The 19,684-nt window shown below is 35.6% G+C and carries 13 protein-coding genes and 2 pseudogenes; 11 read left to right on the plus strand and 4 right to left on the minus strand.

All coding sequences use genetic code 11. The features are described 5' to 3' along the window. The 6 genes and pseudogenes from HWX04_RS06345 to HWX04_RS06370 all read left to right on the plus strand — a co-directional run. Positions 1-2,509 (plus strand): type ISP restriction/modification enzyme (locus tag HWX04_RS06345; protein ID WP_175869318.1); only part of this gene is annotated, 2,509 nt, incomplete at its 5' end. A 1,532-nt stretch (positions 2,510-4,041) separates the two neighbouring features. Beyond that, positions 4,042-4,875 (plus strand): LbetaH domain-containing protein, encoded by an 834-nt coding sequence (locus tag HWX04_RS06350; RefSeq protein ID WP_175869319.1) that lies wholly within the window; start codon positions 4,042-4,044, stop codon positions 4,873-4,875. Between the two features lie 82 nt (positions 4,876-4,957). Then, positions 4,958-5,719, plus strand: a complete 762-nt coding sequence (locus HWX04_RS06355; protein WP_175869320.1) for a hypothetical protein — start codon at positions 4,958-4,960, stop codon at positions 5,717-5,719. A 792-nt stretch (positions 5,720-6,511) separates the two neighbouring features. Further along, entirely contained in the window at positions 6,512-6,862 is a 351-nt protein-coding gene (locus tag HWX04_RS06360) for a type II toxin-antitoxin system RelE/ParE family toxin (RefSeq protein WP_175869321.1), read from the plus strand. Between the two features lies 1 nt (position 6,863). Next, on the plus strand, positions 6,864-7,187 hold the full coding sequence (locus HWX04_RS06365; protein WP_139412855.1) for a helix-turn-helix domain-containing protein: 324 nt from the start codon (positions 6,864-6,866) through the stop codon (positions 7,185-7,187). Positions 7,188-7,347: 160 nt separating this feature from the next. Then, positions 7,348-8,079 (plus strand): annotated as a pseudogene (locus HWX04_RS06370) (class I SAM-dependent RNA methyltransferase); the annotation flags it as partial. Positions 8,080-8,646: 567 nt separating this feature from the next. Here the strand turns inward: HWX04_RS06370 and tldD are convergent. Together tldD and HWX04_RS06380 are read right to left on the minus strand one after the other, a co-directional pair. After that, positions 8,647-10,065: a metalloprotease TldD gene (tldD, locus tag HWX04_RS06375; RefSeq protein WP_175869322.1), complete on the minus strand. Its 1,419-nt coding sequence runs from the start codon at positions 10,063-10,065 to the stop codon at positions 8,647-8,649. 65 nt (positions 10,066-10,130) lie between these two features. Continuing rightward, positions 10,131-10,670, minus strand: coding sequence for an invasion associated locus B family protein (locus tag HWX04_RS06380; protein WP_175869323.1), 540 nt, complete (start codon positions 10,668-10,670; stop codon positions 10,131-10,133). Between the two features lie 426 nt (positions 10,671-11,096). Here HWX04_RS06380 and cyoE point away from each other — a divergent pair, with 426 nt between their 5' ends. The 4 genes and pseudogenes from cyoE to rnhA all read left to right on the plus strand — a co-directional run bounded on the left by cyoE (position 11,097) and on the right by rnhA (position 14,701). Further along, a complete protein-coding gene (gene cyoE / locus HWX04_RS06385; RefSeq protein WP_175869324.1) occupies positions 11,097-12,032 on the plus strand; it encodes a heme o synthase in 936 nt (311 codons plus the stop codon). A gap of 180 nt (positions 12,033-12,212) precedes the next feature. After that, positions 12,213-13,269: pseudogene (gene ispH, locus HWX04_RS06390) on the plus strand (4-hydroxy-3-methylbut-2-enyl diphosphate reductase). After that, positions 13,269-14,228 (plus strand): homoserine kinase, encoded by a 960-nt coding sequence (locus HWX04_RS06395; RefSeq protein ID WP_175869326.1) that lies wholly within the window; start codon positions 13,269-13,271, stop codon positions 14,226-14,228. Before ispH ends, HWX04_RS06395 begins: the two are co-directional and overlap by 1 nt. 5 nt (positions 14,229-14,233) lie before the next feature. Further along, entirely contained in the window at positions 14,234-14,701 is a 468-nt protein-coding gene (rnhA, locus tag HWX04_RS06400; RefSeq protein ID WP_175869327.1) for a ribonuclease HI, read from the plus strand. A 27-nt stretch (positions 14,702-14,728) separates the two neighbouring features. Here the strand turns inward: rnhA and HWX04_RS06405 are convergent, their stop codons facing one another. Further along, positions 14,729-15,607 carry a protein-disulfide reductase DsbD domain-containing protein gene (locus HWX04_RS06405; RefSeq protein ID WP_175869328.1) on the minus strand — a complete coding sequence of 293 codons (879 nt, stop codon included), beginning with the start codon at positions 15,605-15,607 and terminating at the stop codon, positions 14,729-14,731. 71 nt (positions 15,608-15,678) lie between these two features. Between HWX04_RS06405 and HWX04_RS06410 the strand changes: the two genes are divergently transcribed. Continuing rightward, positions 15,679-16,263 carry a YqgE/AlgH family protein gene (locus tag HWX04_RS06410; protein WP_175869329.1) on the plus strand — a complete coding sequence of 195 codons (585 nt, stop codon included), beginning with the start codon at positions 15,679-15,681 and terminating at the stop codon, positions 16,261-16,263. A gap of 387 nt (positions 16,264-16,650) precedes the next feature. Here the strand turns inward: HWX04_RS06410 and HWX04_RS06415 are convergent, their stop codons facing one another. Further along, positions 16,651-19,536, minus strand: coding sequence for an EAL domain-containing protein (locus tag HWX04_RS06415; RefSeq protein ID WP_175869330.1), 2,886 nt, complete (start codon positions 19,534-19,536; stop codon positions 16,651-16,653). Between the last annotated feature and the right edge of the window lie 148 nt (positions 19,537-19,684).

Genomic DNA, 19,684 nt, shown 5'->3' on the forward strand with positions numbered 1-19,684 from the left:
CATGGAAAAGATTTTAGCAAAACTTGATAAAACAAATATTGAAGAAGAAGCAAAAGATCTTGATAAATTCTACAAAAGTATCACGTTCTGTACAGCAGGAATTACTGAACCCCAAGCAAAGCAGAACCTTATTATCAAGCTTTACGAAAGTTTTTTTGCCAAGGCATTTAAGAAAACCACGGATAGGCTTGGGATTGTTTACACCCCCGTTGAGGTTGTTGATTTTATCATTCACTCTGTTGATGATGTTTTGCGCAATGAATTTGGCAAAAGCTTGGGATCACGGGATGTCTCTATTCTTGACCCCTTTACAGGTACAGGTACCTTTATCACACGGCTGTTACAATCAAATCTCATAAAACCAGAGGATATGGAATATAAATTCCGTCATGATATTCATGCCAATGAGATTGTTTTACTGGCTTATTACATAGCAGCGATTAACATTGAATCGACGTATCATAGTTTGATGAAAGGTGAATATATTCCTTTCAAGCATATTGGTTTGGTTGATACGTTTCAGACGCTTAAAGAAAAAAACTTGATAGACGGTATACTCAAAGAAAACAGTGAATATTTAGAACTTCAAAAAAATCTGAATATCAAAGTTATCTTTGGTAATCCCCCTTATTCGGTAGGACAAAAAAACGAAAACGACAATGCAAAGAATAGTCCTTATCCCATACTAGATAACCGTATTCGTGAGACTTATGCGATTCAATCCAAAGTAACCAGTACACAAAAGTTATATGACAGTTATATTCGTGCTATCCGCTGGGCGAGTGACCGTATTGATAATGCTGGAGTAATCGGCTTTGTTTCTGGTTCGGGTTATATAGAAAAGTCTACAATGGACGGTTTACGAAAATCCTTAGCTAAAGAATTTACCAGTATTTATGTTCTTAATTTACGGGGTGATATCCGTAAAAATATATTAAGCAGTGGAAATGCTCAAGAAGGAGGGAATGTTTTTGGCAATGGAAGTATGACTGGTATTGCTGTGACACTATTTATCAAAAAAACCAATGTTTCTGGAGATTGTAAAATTTACTATCATGATATTGGTAACAATCTTACAACAAAAGAAAAACTTACAGTAATTGAATCATTTGATAGTATTGATGGTATTACACGGAGTAAACAAGGTTGGCAAATAATTACACCAGACAAACATGGTGATTGGATCAATCAACGTGATGAAAGTTTTAAAACATTCCTAGCCATAGGTGTTAAAAAAGGTCATGGTAAAAAGCTGTTTGAGAGTTATTCTCTTGGAGTTTCAACCAATCGTGATGCTTGGGCGTACAATTCGAGCCGTAAAGCTTTAGCTAACAACATGAGTAATATGATTGCTTTCTATAATAGTGAAGTAGAACGTTTTAATAATGCTTATAGACATGTTGATAGCAGAATACGTAAAAATGCTGTAGACAATTTTGTTAACGTTGATGCTAAAAAAATCAGTTGGAGTAGTAGTCTAAAAGAAGAATTTGTAAGAAGAAAATTTTCCGAATTTGAAAGTAATTGTTTAGTTCAAAGTCTTTATCGTCCCTTTACAAAGCAATGGCTCTATTACAATCGTATTTTTAATGAAAGAACTTACCAGATGCCTCGTATATTTCCGATGGGGCAAGTAGTCGAAAATAAAGTCATACAAATTACAGGTATAGGAGCAAGAAGTGGTTTTTCTGTTTTGATGGCTAAAAGTTTACCTAATCTTACTACAATAGAGAGTGGTCAATGCTTTCCACGCTATATTTACAAAGATAATACGGTCTCAAAAAGTAAAAGTGAGAAACAATCGCATTTATTTTTAATTTCTACAGAAGAAAGCAACAGTGCTGGTTTACAGAGACGTGATGCCATTACAGATGAAGGACTAGACCATTTTAAAGCGGCTTATCCTAATGAAAATATAACAAAAGATGATCTGTTTTATTACGTTTACGGTTTACTTCATTCGGAAGATTATCGCACTCGTTATGCTGATAACCTCTCTAAAGAATTGCCTCGTATCCCTTGTGTAAAAACTGCTGAGGACTTTTGGAAATTTGTTACAGCAGGGCGTGAATTAGGGCATTTGCATATGAATTATGAAGATGTGGAACCTTATCCAGTCACATTTAAAAAAGGCAATCCAAAACAGACTGATATTCCTAATCCTAAAGAATTCTATTATGTTAAAGAAATGAAATTCTTTGGAAATAGTAAGGAAAAGGATAAATCGACGGTTATTTACAACAGCAATATCACAATGACAGATATCCCTCTTGAAGCTTATGACTATATCGTGAATGGCAAGCCGGCTCTTGAATGGGTTATGGGGCGTCAATGCGTTAAGACAGATAAAAAGAGTGGTATTGTGAATGATGCCAATCGCTATGCTGTTGAAACAGTTGGAAACCCTGCATACCCTCTAGAATTGTTTCAAAGAGTTATTACCGTAAGTTTAGAGACAATGAAAATCGTTAAGAACTTACCAAAATTAGAAATTAGAGAAACTGAATAAGCTCATTAAGGCATGCTCACATAATGGATATGCTCATTATAAGGGGTATAGGATATAGCTATACCTCTTTTATTAAGGTGATTAGATATAATCTTAAAAGGAGTGTTTATATGCGTTCTTCTAAAAAAAGAATATTTGCATTTTTAAACACTCTTATTTGGATTGCCTTTAAGAGTTTATACCGTAATCTCAAATAATAGCTTTGTGCTTTTTAAAAGCTCTGTTTAAAGAGAGTTATGTATATTCATTTTGCTATAGGTTTTGACAGTGTTTAACCCCCCCAAAAAACCTACAAAACCCTTTTAAATATATATTAAAGATTGTATTTATGTGTTATGTTTAATATAGGTTGTTTATTTAAAACATTAACATATTGAAATATAATAACTTTTACTTTTAATTTAAAAAATATATAAAGGGGGTATAAAAAAGAACCTCCAAAACCCCCTAAACCTCCAAAACTCATAACTATAATAATCTTGATAGCATTTTTATCATTATAAACTGTCTTTTGAAGGCTTTAAAAGATCACATGCTTTCATAAAGCATGTTTTAATTACGCACTAAAATGATTACTTTTGTCAGTTCAATTTACTGACACATAACTGACACATATATATTATAGATTGAATTTATGGTTGTATTGTCGATATAGGTTGTATCATTAAAATGCTAATGTATTGAAATATATTGTTTTTAATTTTCTCTCATTTGAAAAAAATGCTGTAGGGTCTAAAAAGAACTGACAAAAATGACAAAAGTCTATTAAAAGTGATTTTGCTCATCTCTATAATGATAGTCTCTCTTTAGATGTTTTCATAAAAAGCAATAAATCACAATTATCATTGCTCTTATGAAAATGAAAAATGATGCGGTGGTTATAATGAATAACAGCTATAAAACACCCGTGAAAAAAGACTGGTTTTCATAATCATAATGCAAATGAATGCATTGGTTATAAAAACAGTTCCTATAAAAGTCTGTTAAGTTGCAAATGTATTATAAAAGAAATTAACAGAAATCTTAAAAACCATTTAGTGAAAAACATGATAGGTWATAAAGCTAAAAATACGCATGATGAGAGCGTTTCTAAATATTATAAATGTATAGATTCAAAAAATAATGCAATCTTTTAAGAAAGCCAATAATATAGCTTTAAAAGCATATAATACAAAAGATGCAATTAATAAGCATATGATAAATATATACACAATGAATTAAAAAAATCATAAAAAAATATCAAAAAAGTACATAAATTAATTGACAATAAATACGTATTTTGTTATATAAATAATCAAGTGATCAAAACACTTTGTGATTAGCGGATAGATTACGAAACAATCTTTCCAAAGCTTTTAAAAACTGGCTATCTTTTATGCTATGATTAGCATATATGATAATTTTGTCGGGTGTCGTTACGCCATATAATACCCTTATGGGAAAAGCGTAACAACGGACTAATCACCGTGTTTTGAACGCCCGGCGCCCTTATAGGGTGTCAATTTCAAAACTCTTGATTAGGACATATTAGTATGAATACTACAGTAAAAAACACCCCCGTTATTTCTAACATTTCAAATGAAACCGCTTCTGTTAACAAACAAGAGCCTGCAAAAAAATACGAATTTACCAATGAAAGTTTCACTTTTGATGGGATTACTTTACACCGTATACGTGCTTTAAGAGATTTTGATGATGTTAAAGCCGGTGACCTCGGTGGCTTTATCGAAAATGAAGATAATCTCTCTCATGATGGCAATTGCTGGGTATATGATAATGCCGCCGTTCTTTTGAATGCAACTGTTTATGAAAATGCTAAAATCTATAACGAAGCTAAAATCTTTAGAGGTGCAAAGGTTTATGGCAATGCTATCATAAATGGCAAGGCTTTAATTTTTGATACAACCGCTCATATTTATGAGAATGCAAAAATTCATGATAACGCTAGGGTCTGTGGTCATGTTTATGGCAATGCCGTGATTAGTGATAAGGCTACCATTTCTAATGATGCCTATGTTTATGACAATGCGCATGTGTATGAAAGTGCTCATGTTTGTGGCTATGTTTTTGGCAATGCTTGTGTATATGGTAAATCACGCATTTATATCTGGGCGCGCGTTTATGATAATGCCCATGTCTTTTGTAATGCTTGGATTAAGGATTGTGCAAATATTTATGGCAATGCCAAGGTTTCTGGCTCGGCGCGCGTTGGTTGCCTTGCTCAAATTTATGATAATGCAAAGGTCTATGGTAAATCTAATATTGATCATCAGGTAAAAATTTATGGCAATGCTGTTGTAAATAGCCATGCTAAAATTCGTCATGATATTTGTGATGATGATCAGTTATTAAAAGACGCTGCTTAAATAAGCACGGGCGCGGCGGGGGCGCCCCCTCTTTAAAACATTTCATTCAAAAATTTAAATCTCTTTATAAAGGAATTGTGCCATGCAAAAAAAGTTTGCACTCACAAATGAGACACGTGTATTCGATAACAAAATTCTTTATCGCATTAAAGCTTTAAAAGATTTTGATGATGTTAAAGCAGGTGACCTCGGTGGTTTTATTGAAAAGGAAGCTAATCTATCCCATGATGGCAATTGTTGGGTGTATGATAAAGCTTGTGTCTATGGCTATGCCCGTGTTTATGACAATGCAAAAATACGGCATTATTCTCAAGTGTGTGGTCAAGTCTATGGGAATTGTGAAATCTATGGCAAGGCTTTTATCTCTCAATATGCAAAAATTTATGACCATGCTTGTGTCTATGGCAATGCCCATGTTTATGGCAATGTTTATAGCCATGCCCATGTAAGTGGGGGTGCCCGCGTTCTTGCTGATGCTCATATTTATGATTATGCTCATGTTTCTTATGATGCTACGGTTTTTAGTTATGCAAGGGTCTATGGTCGTGCCATTGTTGCTGGCTCGGCTTGTATTCATAGCTATGCTGAGGTTTATAATTATGCCGTTGTTAATGGTCGTGCAAAAATACATGGCAAGGTCTATGGCGGTGCTTTGGTGGGTGGGTGTGCTGAGATTTATGGCTCTGTTTTTGGCAATGCCAAGGTTTTATTCTATACTAAGGTCTGGGGTCGCGCTTATGGCAATGCGAAATTAACCAAGAAAAGCAAAGTAAAGGAAATTCCTATAAATTATGAGGTTTATGAAAACGATAACCTTGTCAAGATTGTTGATGAGACAGAATAAAGAACGGCGCGTGGGGGGCGCCTTTAATCTATAAACGCATCATAAGATACATTGTTTAAAACGCATCATAAAAGAGAGAATTCCAAAAAAGAAAGCCGTGCCAATTGATATGACGCGGCTTTCTAATTTTGATTCTAATGAATAACCTATACCACAATGGAGTAGTGAATGCATATATACAAAACGTATCATATTGCAAGCGCTCTATTATCTTTATGAAAACTTATCAAAAGAACCGTAAATGATAGATATAATCTTGATAGCATTTATTTGAACGAGAGAGTGAATTTAGAAACTATAAACGCTTGTTATGGCTATCAAACGTATTAATAAAATGCCCTTTTCTTTAAAGAGATTCATTTGAAAAAATACATAAATCACAATGCTTCTTAAAAGCGTTTCAATATACTGACCTCGAAATTGAGTTGAGTGAATTCCAAATAACGCATTTTCTAAAATAAAAACCTATCAAACAAATCAAAATGCTTTTATCAAATCTAAGGCTTTTAAGATTGGCTCTGCTGTGAAATCTAGAGCTTTTTTTTCGTAAATGAAACGTTTTTAAAAGCAAATGATAACTAAGTTATAGCTGTTATAAAAGAAATTTCAAACGTTTAAACATTCACTTAAAGAGGTTCTCATAAGCGTATTTTTACTTTTCATTAAAACCTAATTTCTTTAAAAATTAACCAGCTCAAATTTGAGTTCGTTATCTTTAGAATTAAGCATTTTTAACTTAGTATTATTAAAATAAGCACTTGAAATTATACCTATATGGGTATATTAATAATCATGAGTAAAATAAAACGTATCATATGGCTTGGATCTTCACTCAAAGATATAAAAAGTTTTTCTGATCTTATTCAACAAAGGATTGGTTATGCTCTTTATCTTGCTCAGATAGGAGATAAAGGAGAAAATGTTAAGGTTCTCAAGGGATTTGGATCTGCCAATGTGCTAGAAATTATTGAACGTGATATTCAAGGAACTTATCGTGCTGTTTATACGGTAAAATATAAAAAATCTCTTTATGTGTTGCATTGTTTTCAGAAAAAATCGACCCATGGTATTGCAACACCAAAACCAGACATAAATCTGATTAAAGAACGTCTCAAATTAGCAGAACAATTAGAAGGAGATTAAAATGATCAATGTTTTTCACGGTAGTTCCAATGTTTATACGGATCTTGGTTTTTCAGATTCTAGAGAGATGCTTATCAAAGCACAACTTGCACATAAGATTAGTCAAATCCTTAAAGAAAAAAACTTAACACAAAAGCAAGCTAGTCAACTTTTAAAAATGACTCAACCAAAATTGTCTAAACTTTTAAGTGGAGAATTTCGAGGGATTAGTGAAATGAAAATGCTTGAGTGTTTGGCAAAATTGGGAAATGATATCAAGATTGTTGTGAGTTCAGAAAAAGTTAAAACGCTTGAAGGACAGTTTGAAGTTGTTTTTGCTTCTTAAACCTCTTTATGATTTGCTTTTTATGCTCTATTCATACGTGACAATCTTTTGTAAAAAATGGTCAATTTAAACACGCATAAAAGTGTGGATTCTTAAGTGGATTCATATAAAATAATTAACATAATACATTGATTTTATTGCATTTACACATAAGTTGTGGTTTCATGTTACGATAACACGCGTTGAAAATGGTTTAGATGTTGCTTTAAGCGATTGTAATGTACACCATGAATCACTTCGTCAAAAAATGATCAGTGCAGCTCTTTCATATGGGATTACACGTTTATCTGTTGGCGGTGAAGTTTTGATTGAACGAGAAAAACCAGTGATTTACTTTGGAGATGTTCGTGTTGAATTGCCTGCTGGTGGTTTTCTTCAAGCAACCTGCGAAGCTGAAAATATAATGAGCATTATTATTTTGACTCATTTAAAAAAAGCAAAGAATGCTCTTGATTTGTTTTCAGGGGTAGGAACATTTACCTTGCGTATAGCAAAAAAGATGAATGTTCATGCAATAGAAAATGATGAAAGTGCATTAGAAAATTTAAATTCAGCAGCACGTTTTTCAACTGGTTTAAAAACAGTCACTTGTGAAAAACGTGATCTTTTCCGCTATCCACTTTCTGTAAAGGAACTTGAATGTTTTGAGAGTATTGTTTTTGATCCTCCCCGTGCTGGTGCAGAGGAACAAGCCCGTGAACTAGCAAAGGCAACAATACCCCGTATAGTGGCAATTTCATGTAATCCTATTACATGTGCGCGTGATTTATCTCTTCTTGTATCAGGAGGATATACAATAGAAAAAATCACGCCAATTGATCAATTTGTATTGTCACCCCATGTTGAAATTGTTGCTGTTTTGAGCAAAAAGAAGAAGGGCTGGAAGCTTTAGCTTGAAAATTTTTTAACGCCATGAAGATTTTTTAAAAAAGTTTATTTGAATATTATTATAAAAATCTCTCTCAAATTTATCTACAATAATAACCTTTTTCTCATTGAATGAAGAGCACCGAATATAGACAGTGTTTTTATTTTAAACGGTTTTATTATAAAAACATTCAAGAACGTGTTACCCCACACAAAAGACAAACATATTACGAAAAAGGTATGTTTGACGGTATATTTGAATAAGCCGGCATCACCGTTATATTTGCCCTCTCTCAAGGTCGTGACAGCTTTTGGTATTTGAGACAATTCATGAGCGGTATGCCCTCCTTTGTACAGTTTCATTCCACACGGTTCTCTCTGTTTGTAAAGTACCAACTAATAGTTTTTATTGATTCAACATACGCAGATTTAAAATAAGAGAATCCTACGGTATTCAAGGTTCTAATTCAAGTTGAACAACACCATATTATCTTTATAAATCAATGCATTGTATCAAAAATGATTCTCCTCATAAATCGTTTCAATAGGTGGGAAGGAAGCGATATTGGGAAGAAATGAGCAAGCTTATTCTTTATATAAGCGCAGTTCCACCGATTGTCATATTATTGATTCGAAGATGAGGTTGCCCAACACCAACAGGAACATTTTGCCCTGCTTTTCCGCACATACCAATACCATTATCAAGTTTACTATCATTTCCAATCATTGTGATACGTTTCATAACATCTGGTCCATTTCCAATAAGAGTGGCGCCTTTGATTGGTGCAGCAATTTTACCATTTTCTACTCGGTATGCTTCAGTACATTCAAAAACGAATTTTCCAGAAGTAATATCAACTTGTCCTCCACCAAATGAAACAGCATAGATACCACTTTTAAGGGAAGAAATGATTTCTTCAGGTGTTTTATCTCCTCCTAGCATGATTGTATTGGTCATTCGTGGCATTGGGGCATAAGCATAGGATTCACGCCGTCCATTTCCGGTTGATTTACTCCCCATAAGCCGTGCATTAAGCCTATCTTGCATAAAACCAACGAGTTTTCCATCTTCAATGAGAACGTTATATCCTGAAGGGGTTCCTTCATCATCGATAGTTAAAGAGCCTCGGCAATGAGGAATTGTTCCATCATCAACAACTGTAATACCTTTTGCCGCAACTTGTTGTCCTAAAAATTCAGCAAAAGCAGATGTTTTTTTACGGTTAAAGTCACCTTCTAAACCGTGACCTACGGCTTCATGGAGCATAACGCCAGGCCATCCATTGGCTAAGACAACATCAAATGTTCCTGCAGGTGCTGCTTCTGCTTCTAAATTTGTTAAAGCCATACGTAAGGCTTCATCCGCGGCTTTTTTCCAATTGTCTTCATGAATAAATTGGTTAAATGCTTGTCGCCCCCCACATCCATAAAAACCATTTTCACGTCGATTGCCTTCAGCTACAACCACAGATATAGAAAGCCGTACAAGGGGACGAATATCGCGAACAAAATACCCATCTGCACGTAAAATTTCGACATGTTGTAGTGAGCCAGAAAGAGAAACAGTCACTTGATGCAATTTATCATTTTTTGCCCGTAAATAAGCATCAATTTTTTGCAAAAGAGCACTTTTTTCTTCAAATGACGGAGCATCAAGGGGATTATGCGGTTGATAAAGTCTCTTATTTGTTTGTTGAGGGGCTATGCTATAGGGTCCGGCATGATTATTATAGGTAACAGCTTTAGCTGCTTCACAAGCACGTTTGAGTGCAGCAGCTGATAATTCATTAGAATGTGCATATCCAGTCGCTTCTCCAGCAACGACACGTAGACCAAACCCCATATCTTGATGGAAAGAGCCATTTTTAAGTTGTCCATTATCAAATAAAAGGGCTTCACTTTCTCTATACTCAAGGTAAAGCTCCCCATCATCAGCATAATGAAGCGTTTCCTGTACAAGTGATTGCACTTTAGAGGAAGCAATATCAAAATGATCAATCAGCGATTTCATGAGAATTATCCTATTTTTATTGGGGGCTTAGGAGATTTTAATCATCCAATGTGCGTTGATTTTATTTACGTGGGTAAGGTTGCATAGGCATCACCAAGACCATTTAGGTCAACGAGACCTCCAATTCCTTGCTCAGGGGTTGTAAAGATAAAATAGGTTGCCACTTTTCCTTTTAAAAAGAGTTGTAAGATGTCTTCTTTAAGAAAAGCTTCAGCAACACAATTATCACCAAGACAGCGACGATATTCCATTCGGCCCATATTTTTATCGTCAATTTTGATTCCAACGCCAGGACGTAATTCGACGCGAATCGGAACAAAAACACGCATTAAAGCACCTTGCTTTTGAGGAAGTTTATAAAATGTAACGCGCAAGGTAATATCATGGCGACCTTGTGTATGGACGTTTTGTACAACTTCACACTGCATATTAGGTGTTCCTGGTGGTAGAGTACAAACCTTTGTCCATGCACCATAGGTTTGTGGAGCAGGGACATTTTGCGCATAGGGCGTTTGTGCAAAAGCATAATTGATCAAACTATTATAAAGTGTGTAAAGAACAGCACCAATAAAAAAAGCTTTTTTGAATAATTGATAAAATATCACAGAAAACCCTATCCGACCTCAACACAGACACACAACCATGCATAGATTTACATAAAAAATGAATTCCCCACATAAAACCTATACCACAAAACCAATATTTACCAAATATATTCATCCTTATGCAAGAAATAAAGAAAAATGAGAAGAAAGAGCATTTTATAGAAGATAAATTTCCCGCATGGCTTTATGATATTTGGTAGAGTACATTTTTATGATAAAGTTGTAATGTAAGAGAAAATGTTGATTAAAAAATATATTTTTGTTGCAAATATTTCTCTCTATTTTTAGGGGATTTATACAAGAGGGCTGTGTCGTATTTTTTCAAAAATGCGACGGGTCTTAATTAGTCATTGCCATACGCGAGATAGTGTTTGCCAAATCATATTTGTTTGTGAATGACAGAAATGGAAAAGGGTTTTGAGTGGAATGTCTGTTTCAGAAGAGTTATCGGTTACAAATAGTAAATCAATGCCACCAAAATCCAGTATCGGTGATTATATCAGATTATTAAAGCCGCGTGTTATGTCACTTGTGGTCTTTACTGCGCTGGTTGGTTTAATGGTGTCTCCTGCTTCCATTAATCCGTGGTATGGTTTTTTAGCAATTTTATGTATTGCTGTTGGCGGCGGTGGTGCGGGAGCACTGAATATGTGGTATGATGCTGATATTGATGCCGTGATGGAACGGACCAGAAAGCGCCCCATTCCTATGGGTAAAATCAGCTCTCAAAAGGCATTTATTTTTGGCATTGTTTTGTCTCTGCTTTCGGTATTGATTATGGGGAGTTTTATTAATTGGTTTGCGGCATTTTTTCTTGCGTTTACAATTTTCTTTTATGTCGTTATCTATACAATTTGGTTAAAGCGTATCACTCCACAAAATATTGTTATTGGTGGTGCTGCTGGGGCTTTCCCACCAATGATTGGATGGGCTGTAACAACTGGGACAGTGAGTTTTGATAGTTTTTTATTATTTTTAATCATTTTTATGTGGACCCCCCCTCATTTTTGGTCTCTTTCTTTATTTTCGTCTCTTGATTATGAGGCTGCAGGTATTCCGATGATGCCTAATGTACGAGGTGAATACTCAACAAAAAAACAGATATTATTTTATACTATTTTTATGGCACTATGCGCTACTGTTCCTTGCTTTACTGGTCTTGGTGGAATTTTTTATGGTATCTTTTCGACAATTTTAGGTATTATTTTTATTTATTTTGCCTATCGTTTATGGAAAGCTGAGACACATGATGAAACTATTTTGATGGCCAGAAAAACGTTTTTCTTTTCGTTACTTTATTTGGCAGCTATCTTCGGAGTTCTTTTGATTGAATCTCTTGTTTGGTATTTTATCGACCTTTAGGCAAAAAAATGAAAAAGTAAATTTAAAAAGGGCTTTTCTGCAAGAAAATTCTGTAAGAAAACACGATAGAGTGTGTTCTTATGCAAAAGATGATATTGCGCGTTTTTTTAATTGCTTATTCATGTATAAGGATAGGTTATTTAAATATGAGACTAAAGCTATAGAGATTAAGGATGGTTTATGTCTGGACTTCCCCCTTTAACGATACGTCTTTGTGGACCGCGTGGATTTTGTGCAGGGGTTGATCGGGCTATCCAGATTGTTCTCCTTGCATTAAAAAAATATAGTGCTCCCGTATATGTTCGTCATGAAATTGTACACAATCGTTATGTGGTTGAGGGATTACAGAAAAGGGGAGCTGTTTTTGTTGAAGAACTTGATGAAATCCCAGAAGAACATCGCAATCAACCGGTTGTTTTTTCTGCCCATGGTGTACCAAAATCTGTTTCAGAAGAGGCACGACGTTATAATTTGTTTTATCTCGATGCAACGTGTCCGTTAGTCTCGAAAGTTCATAAACAAGCGATACGGCATCAACGTTACGGCCGTCATGTTATATTGATTGGTCATGCTGGTCATCCTGAGGTTATAGGGACAATGGGACAGCTTGAAGATGGGGCCGTAACGCTTATTGAAACGATAGAAGATGCCTTGCATTATCAGCCAAGTAATCCAGATAAACTAGGATTTGTCACACAAACAACGCTTTCTGTTGAAGATACTGCAGGAATTCTTGATGTATTACAACAACGTTTTCCTACATTAGCAGCCCCGGCTGCTGAGTCAATTTGCTATGCTACAACGAATCGACAAGATGCAGTTAAGGCAGCAGCAAAGGGGAGTGATTTGTTTTTGATTGTTGGAGCGCCAAATTCTTCTAATTCAAGACGTTTGGTAGAGGTTGCCGAAAAGTCTGGTGCCCTGCAAGCTATTTTAGTTCAGCGCGCTGATGAAATTAATTTTGAAAACCTAAAAGCTCTTTCTGTTGTTAGTCTTTCAGCAGGGGCTTCAGCTCCTGAAATTATTATTGATGAAATTATTTCAGCGTTTCGTGCGCGTTATGATGTGACAATAGAATTAGCTGAAACAGTAGTGGAAACGGAAAAATTTTTAGTGAGTCGCGAGTTACGTGACGTTATTTTAACGTCTCAAGATATGGCATTTGTGAATGGTCAAGCAAATAATACAAAAAATGAAAATCAAAATACATAACATGTCTACAACGAAAGCAGAATAATGGCCGTTTATACAAATATTCATCCCAATGATTTAAAAGCGTTTTTAAAACGTTATACAATAGGGGCACTTTTATCTTATCAAGGGATAGAGGAAGGGATTGAAAATTCTAATTTTATGCTGGAGACAACACAAGGGCGATTTATTTTAACACTTTATGAAAAGCGTATTTCAAAAGATAATTTACCTTTTTTTTGTTGTTTGATGCAGCATTTGAGGCAACGTGGAATTCCTTGTCCACAACCTGTTATTCAAAATGATGGGGCTATGATCGGTGAATTAGCAGGACGCCCTGCTGCTATTATTACCTTTCTAGAAGGAGAGTGGGTCCGACAGCCCGATATAGGTCATTGTGGCGAAGTAGGTAGAAGATTAGCACAATTGCATTTAGCAGGACAGGATTTTACACTTAATCGTAAAAATACGCTTTCTATCATGGATTGGCGGGTATTGTGGCAACGTTGTCAAATCACAGAAGATGCATTGTTAAAAGAATTTKGACAAAAAATTGAATCGGAATTAGCTTTTTTACAGGTAAATTGGCCGGTCAATTTACCAACAGGCATTATTCATGCGGATTTATTTAATGATAACGTCTTTTTTGTGAATCATCGTCTTTCTGGTATGATAGATTTCTATTTTGCTTGTAATGACTTTTTTTCTTATGATTTAGCAATTTGTTTAAATGCTTGGTGCTTTGAACCTGATCATTCCTATAATCTTACCAAAGCACGTAAGTTATTGGAAAATTATCAAAAAATAAGACCATTGATCCCTTTAGAATTGGACAAGATTATTTTATTAGCTCGTGGTGCATCCCTGCGTTTCTTGCTCACACGTCTTTATGATTGGTTTAATACACCGCCTAATAGCTTTGTTATTAAGAAAGATCCATGGGAATATTGGCACAAGCTTTGTTTTTTCAGTCATGTAAATTCGCTAAGTGGATTAGGTTTTTAAATTTTATGGCAAGTCAACAAAAAGTCGTTGAAATTTATACAGATGGTGCTTGCTCCGGAAACCCTGGGGTTGGAGGCTGGGGAGCAATTTTACTCTGGAATGGTCATGAACGTGAGCTTTATGGCGGTCATGCTCACACTACAAACAATCAAATGGAACTCATGGCGGCAATTTGTGCATTAAAGGCACTTAAAGAGCCCTGTTTGGTCGATCTTTATACAGACTCAGTTTATGTGCGTAACGGTATATCTAAGTGGATTGAAGATTGGAAAAAGAATAATTGGCGCACTGCATCAAAAAGTCCTGTGAAAAATATGGAACTATGGCAAGCTCTTGAGGGTGCTTGTTCTTGCCATACAGTCAGATGGCACTGGGTAAAAGGACATGCGGGACATCCAGAGAATGAACGTGCTGATGCTCTTGCTCGCAAAGCAATTACTGAATATCGCGAAAATGGGCGTTTTCCAACATAATTGCTATTTGAAATCTTTTTTCTTTTATCATGGGATAACAAGAGGTGCTGACAGTGTATGGAATATAAATGTTCCACTTAAGGCGTGCTCTTTAAAAGAAACTGTATAAAAAATTTTTTGGTTGGTTTTCTCTGGTACGAAATAGAGTGGAGCGCTAAAGAGTGTATATTCTGCATTATCACTGATTTTTTTTGCTGCTCCAATTTGCATTTCTCCGCCATCTAAAAAGAGAGAGAAAGGCGTGGTTTTGTTGTTATTTTGTATTTTTATAAGGAGGGTATTATTATTTTTTTCGGCGCTTATTTTTAGGGCATTTTGCATTATGCGCGGCAAAGAATTTTGGGCATTTTTTAACAAGGAAATGGGAAGAGGTTTATTGTTAAGAGCAGAGGGCAAAAAATCAAAGTTAACAGTCAATGGAAGGCAGATTTTATGGCATAATCCAAGAGTAAGAGAACCACTTAAATTTTGGCTTGAAGAAGATAGATTAAAGGGCAATATCACTTTATCTTTATAGCCTAATGACCAATCATTTTCTGTTTCAAAAAGCTGTGGAGTAGGATAAAAGATTTCATAAGAAACTTGTTGATTGAAATTAAAAAAGGGTGCCATTCCTGAATTACCTGGATTCCGCCAGTACGTTTTCCATCCGGGTTTAAGCATAATTTCAATAAAGCCTTCTCTCATTCCAGAAAGAGAAGGTTCAGTGATTGCTAATCGAATACGACCACCCTCTGATTCATACCAAGAGGTTGAGAAAAGCTGGGATTTTTTGTCTGTTTGAGAATTTACAGGGATGTTAAGTAATTCTAAAACTATGAATGTTAAGCTTAAAGTAACGAAAAGCTTTTTATAAAAGAAAGTTGCGATATTTTGTAAATTTGTAAATATGTGACTTTTTTTCATTGGAGTTTTATTTTCCTAGTGTGCTAAATGGGCAAGCTTTTATCATATAAATTATGGAGAATAACAGATTAATGAAGCAATGTAATGGCTTTTTGGGTGGACAATTACTCATCGCAATGCCTGGGATGAATGACAAACGCTTTATTCGTTCTGTTATTTATATTTGTGCGCATTCTGATGCTGGTGCGATGGGCATTATTCTCAATCAGTTGCATCATATTGATTTTCCAGAGCTTTTGCTTCACCTTGGTGTAATAGACAGTGGACAAAAAAAACAGCTTTCTGAACCAATAAAACAATTTCCAGTTCGTTATGGTGGTCCTGTTGATCCTTCGCGTGGTTTTGTCCTTCATTCAGATGATTATGCTTGTGAAGAAACTGTTTTTATTGCAGATAAGGTCTGTTTTACTGCGACCATTGATATATTAAAAGCGATCAGTTGTGAACAAGGCCCGCAACATGCACTGGTAGCATTAGGTTATGCTGGATGGAAAGCAGGGCAACTTGAGGCAGAAATTTCTACAAACGGCTGGTTAATCAGTTCTACATCACCTAGTTTTCTTTTTGAAAGCGATTTAAGTTGTAAGTATGATAAAAGTTTAACCCGCATGGGGATTGATCCAACCTATCTTGCTTCGGAAGTGGGACACGCGTAGAGTTTTTTCACTTTACACATTATTCTATTATGTTTTATTTTAAAGAAACATTCCTCAGTGCGCTCGAGCTTATTTCGCGATGGTGTTTGTAAATGGTCTTGCGGTAAATCCATTGAGCCCCCCATCTTTATGCTTGTAAAATAACAAGCCGATCACCATCATTATATTTGCCACCTCCTAGAAAAGCTCTTGGCACTTAAGACGATGCATGAAAAGGCATTTTTTCGCTTTTTAAATAGTTATTATTCCTCCTAAGCCCTCCATATTTGTGACACACAAGCAAATGGTTTTGATTGATTCAATATGAGAGAGATTTTGAAATACAGAGAATCTTATGGTATTTGGAGTTTTAATTCAAGTTGAATAACAGTAAATTATCATTATAAATCAGTATCTTGGCTTGTAAGGGAAATGGCTTTGAACGAGAGTGATTAACTCTTCTATGGCAATTGGTTTCGTTACAAGTGTGCTTTGAACATATTTACAGCCTTCTTGACGAAGGAATATGGCTTCTTTTTCATTTTCAACACCCTCTGCGATAATTTGTAAGTTAAGATCTGTTGCCATATTAATGATAGACTTGAGAACGAGTTTCTTCTTGAGAGAGTCGATCGAGATAAGGGAACGATCAAGTTTAACCATATCAAATGGATAACGCACAAGATAGGTTAGTGACGAATAACCTGTTCCAAAATTATCGAGTGCTAGGTTCATTCCAAGTGTTTTAATTTGTTCGAGAAAGTGGGCTGATTGTTCAGGATTGTTTCTTAAGACAAATTCAGATATTTCAATCATCAAGCGCCCTTTGTGGAGCGGATGGCGAAGCAGAGCGGCACGCAATTGACTGATAAAACGAGGATGAATCATTTCTGCGCTTGGTAAATTAATTGAAATAAAGAAAGATTGTTGGGAAAATTTTTCTTCTACATTTATAAGATCGATAATGGCATTATCGATGATAAATTGTGACAAATCCATAACGATTTGTTCATTTTCTACGATTTTTATGAAATCAGAGACATTTAATTTTCCATAAGTTGGGTGATGCCATTCTACAATTGTTTCAAAACCAATAATATGCCCGTCTGATAAATTAAGAATAGGATGGTAGAGGATTTTCATCTCATGACGTTTTATGGCATAATGAATATCTTTCTCCAGAGTATTTTGTTCGAGACCCAAAGTGCGAAAATTAGGACGAAAAGGTTCAATATGGTTTCCACCCATTTGTTTTGCACGAATCATCGCTAATTCACTATCATTAAAAATATCTTTAGCCGTTGATCGACTTTCACTCCATGTCACCAATCCGATAGATGTTGAAAGGATTATTTTATTTTCTGAAAGTGAAATAGGTGCTGAAATTGTTTTGTGCAAATGATCTGCAAATGCTGCAATTTTTTGTGGTTCAGTTTCACTGAGTAAAATAATTGCAAAGCGGTCTGCTGAAAGGCGCGATAAGGTATCTTGAAAGTTAATAAGACGATTTAAACGACGAGCGATTATAAGTAATACAGTATCCCCAACGGCTATGCCTAATTTGCGATTAATTTGGCGAAAATTGTCAAAATCAATCATAAAGACGGTGGGTTTAATTTTAATATTTGCTTTCGCCAAAGAAGTATAATTTTGTAGCCGATCAAAGAAAATTTGTTGGTTGGGAAGGCCAGTTAAGCTGTCGTGGATTGCATCATGCAATAAGCGTTCTTCAGATTTTTTATGATTCGTAATATTGACAATGGTTCCAATGACCCGTGTAATTTTTCCATCTTTTTGCATAGCTGGACGGGCGCGAAGAGAAAACCAATGATAATAACCACCACCGGAAGAAAGTCGAAAAATTTGATCAATACGCCCTTTTTTATTTTTAAGAATGATATCCAATACGGCTTGGAATCGTTCACGATCATCATAGTGCAAGGCTGAAATCCAGTTGCGCATCGTCCCATTGAGGTTGTGGAATTCAGTACCAAAAAGGGTTATCATATTTGGATGAACAACAATACGATCACGCTCAATATTCCAATCCCAGATAATATTTCCAGCTCCTTTTGCTGCGAGGACTTGTTGTTCAAGGTCGGAAAATATTCCTTCATGGAAAGCGTCATTAGAAAAAGTTTGTTGCAGGACAGTAAAGCTAATGAGAAGAACAATGAGCACTAATCCTCCCGCTAATGCTGGCTGAATAATATCATTGTTTAAATATCCTGCTATGCAGGCATAGGCTCCCACACACCAAAAGCTAATGAGCAACCATGTTGGGATAAGCATAATGGCGCGGTCATAACTGCGGATTGAAAAATAGATGATTAACAGTATACCCAGCACAGCGGTAAGGCCAAATGATAGACGAGCAATTCCTGCTGCTCTGATTGGATCATAAATAGCAAAGGCTCCTAAACTGCAAAAGGCAATGATCCAAGCGATAGCCCCATAACTAAAATGATAATGCCAGCGATTAAGATTGAGGTAGGTAAAAAGAAAAATAAAGAGTGTTGCGGCAAGCGCTACTTCTGTACCAGCACGCCAGATTGGTTGTGTTGTGAGTGTAACTGCAAAGAATTTATTTAAAAAGTTGAAATCAATACCAATATAAAAAAGTACCGCCCAAGCGACAGCGGCTGTTGCAGGAAATAGCCCTGTCCCACGGACAACGAAGAGAACGGTTAACAAAAGTGCTAAGAGACCCGATATTCCAAGAAGAATACCATGATAAAGCGTATAAGAATTAATGGCGTCCTTATAAGCTTCAGGTTGCCATAAATAGATTTGCGGTAGATTTTCAGAGTTAAGTTCGGCCACAAATGTAACAACAGTACCGGGATTGAGAGTAATATGAAAAATATCAGAGTTCGTACTAGGTTGACGATCGAGAGAAAAACCTTCACTTGGTGTTATAGATTGAATCCGTTCTGATCCAAGGTCTGGCCAAAAAAATCGAGAATGCGCCATGCGGTAATGGGGGGCAACGATGAGACGATCGACTTGTTCATCTGTTGGATTTGCAAGAGAAAAAACGGCCCAGTTTCCGGAAAACTTTTCACTTTTTGCCTGCACTTCAATACGCCATACAATACCATCTGGTCCTGGCGCTGTACTTGTTTGAAAAATAGAGTTGTTTGTATGGTGAATTTCAATTGCTTTTGAGAGATCAAGCGCAGCATCCTGAGAAGAAATCTTAACGGGCTCAATGGCGTGTGCTGATGTAAGATGGACAAAAGAACTAACAACGATAATGAAAATGATGTCAATTATTTTACGCAAACTCTTCACAATGTCCCACTCTCAATATTTTAGGCTGTTTAATTTTCATTTAGATTTTTGAGAAAAAACGTCTACCTTTTATAATTTATTTACAGAATAAATTGTGATCACTTCCTCTTAATTTATATGATTTTATATACAAATAGATCATATATCC

It is taken from the genome of Bartonella gabonensis (genome assembly GCF_903679515.1).
In the GTDB taxonomy this organism is placed as follows: domain Bacteria; phylum Pseudomonadota; class Alphaproteobacteria; order Rhizobiales; family Rhizobiaceae; genus Bartonella; species Bartonella gabonensis.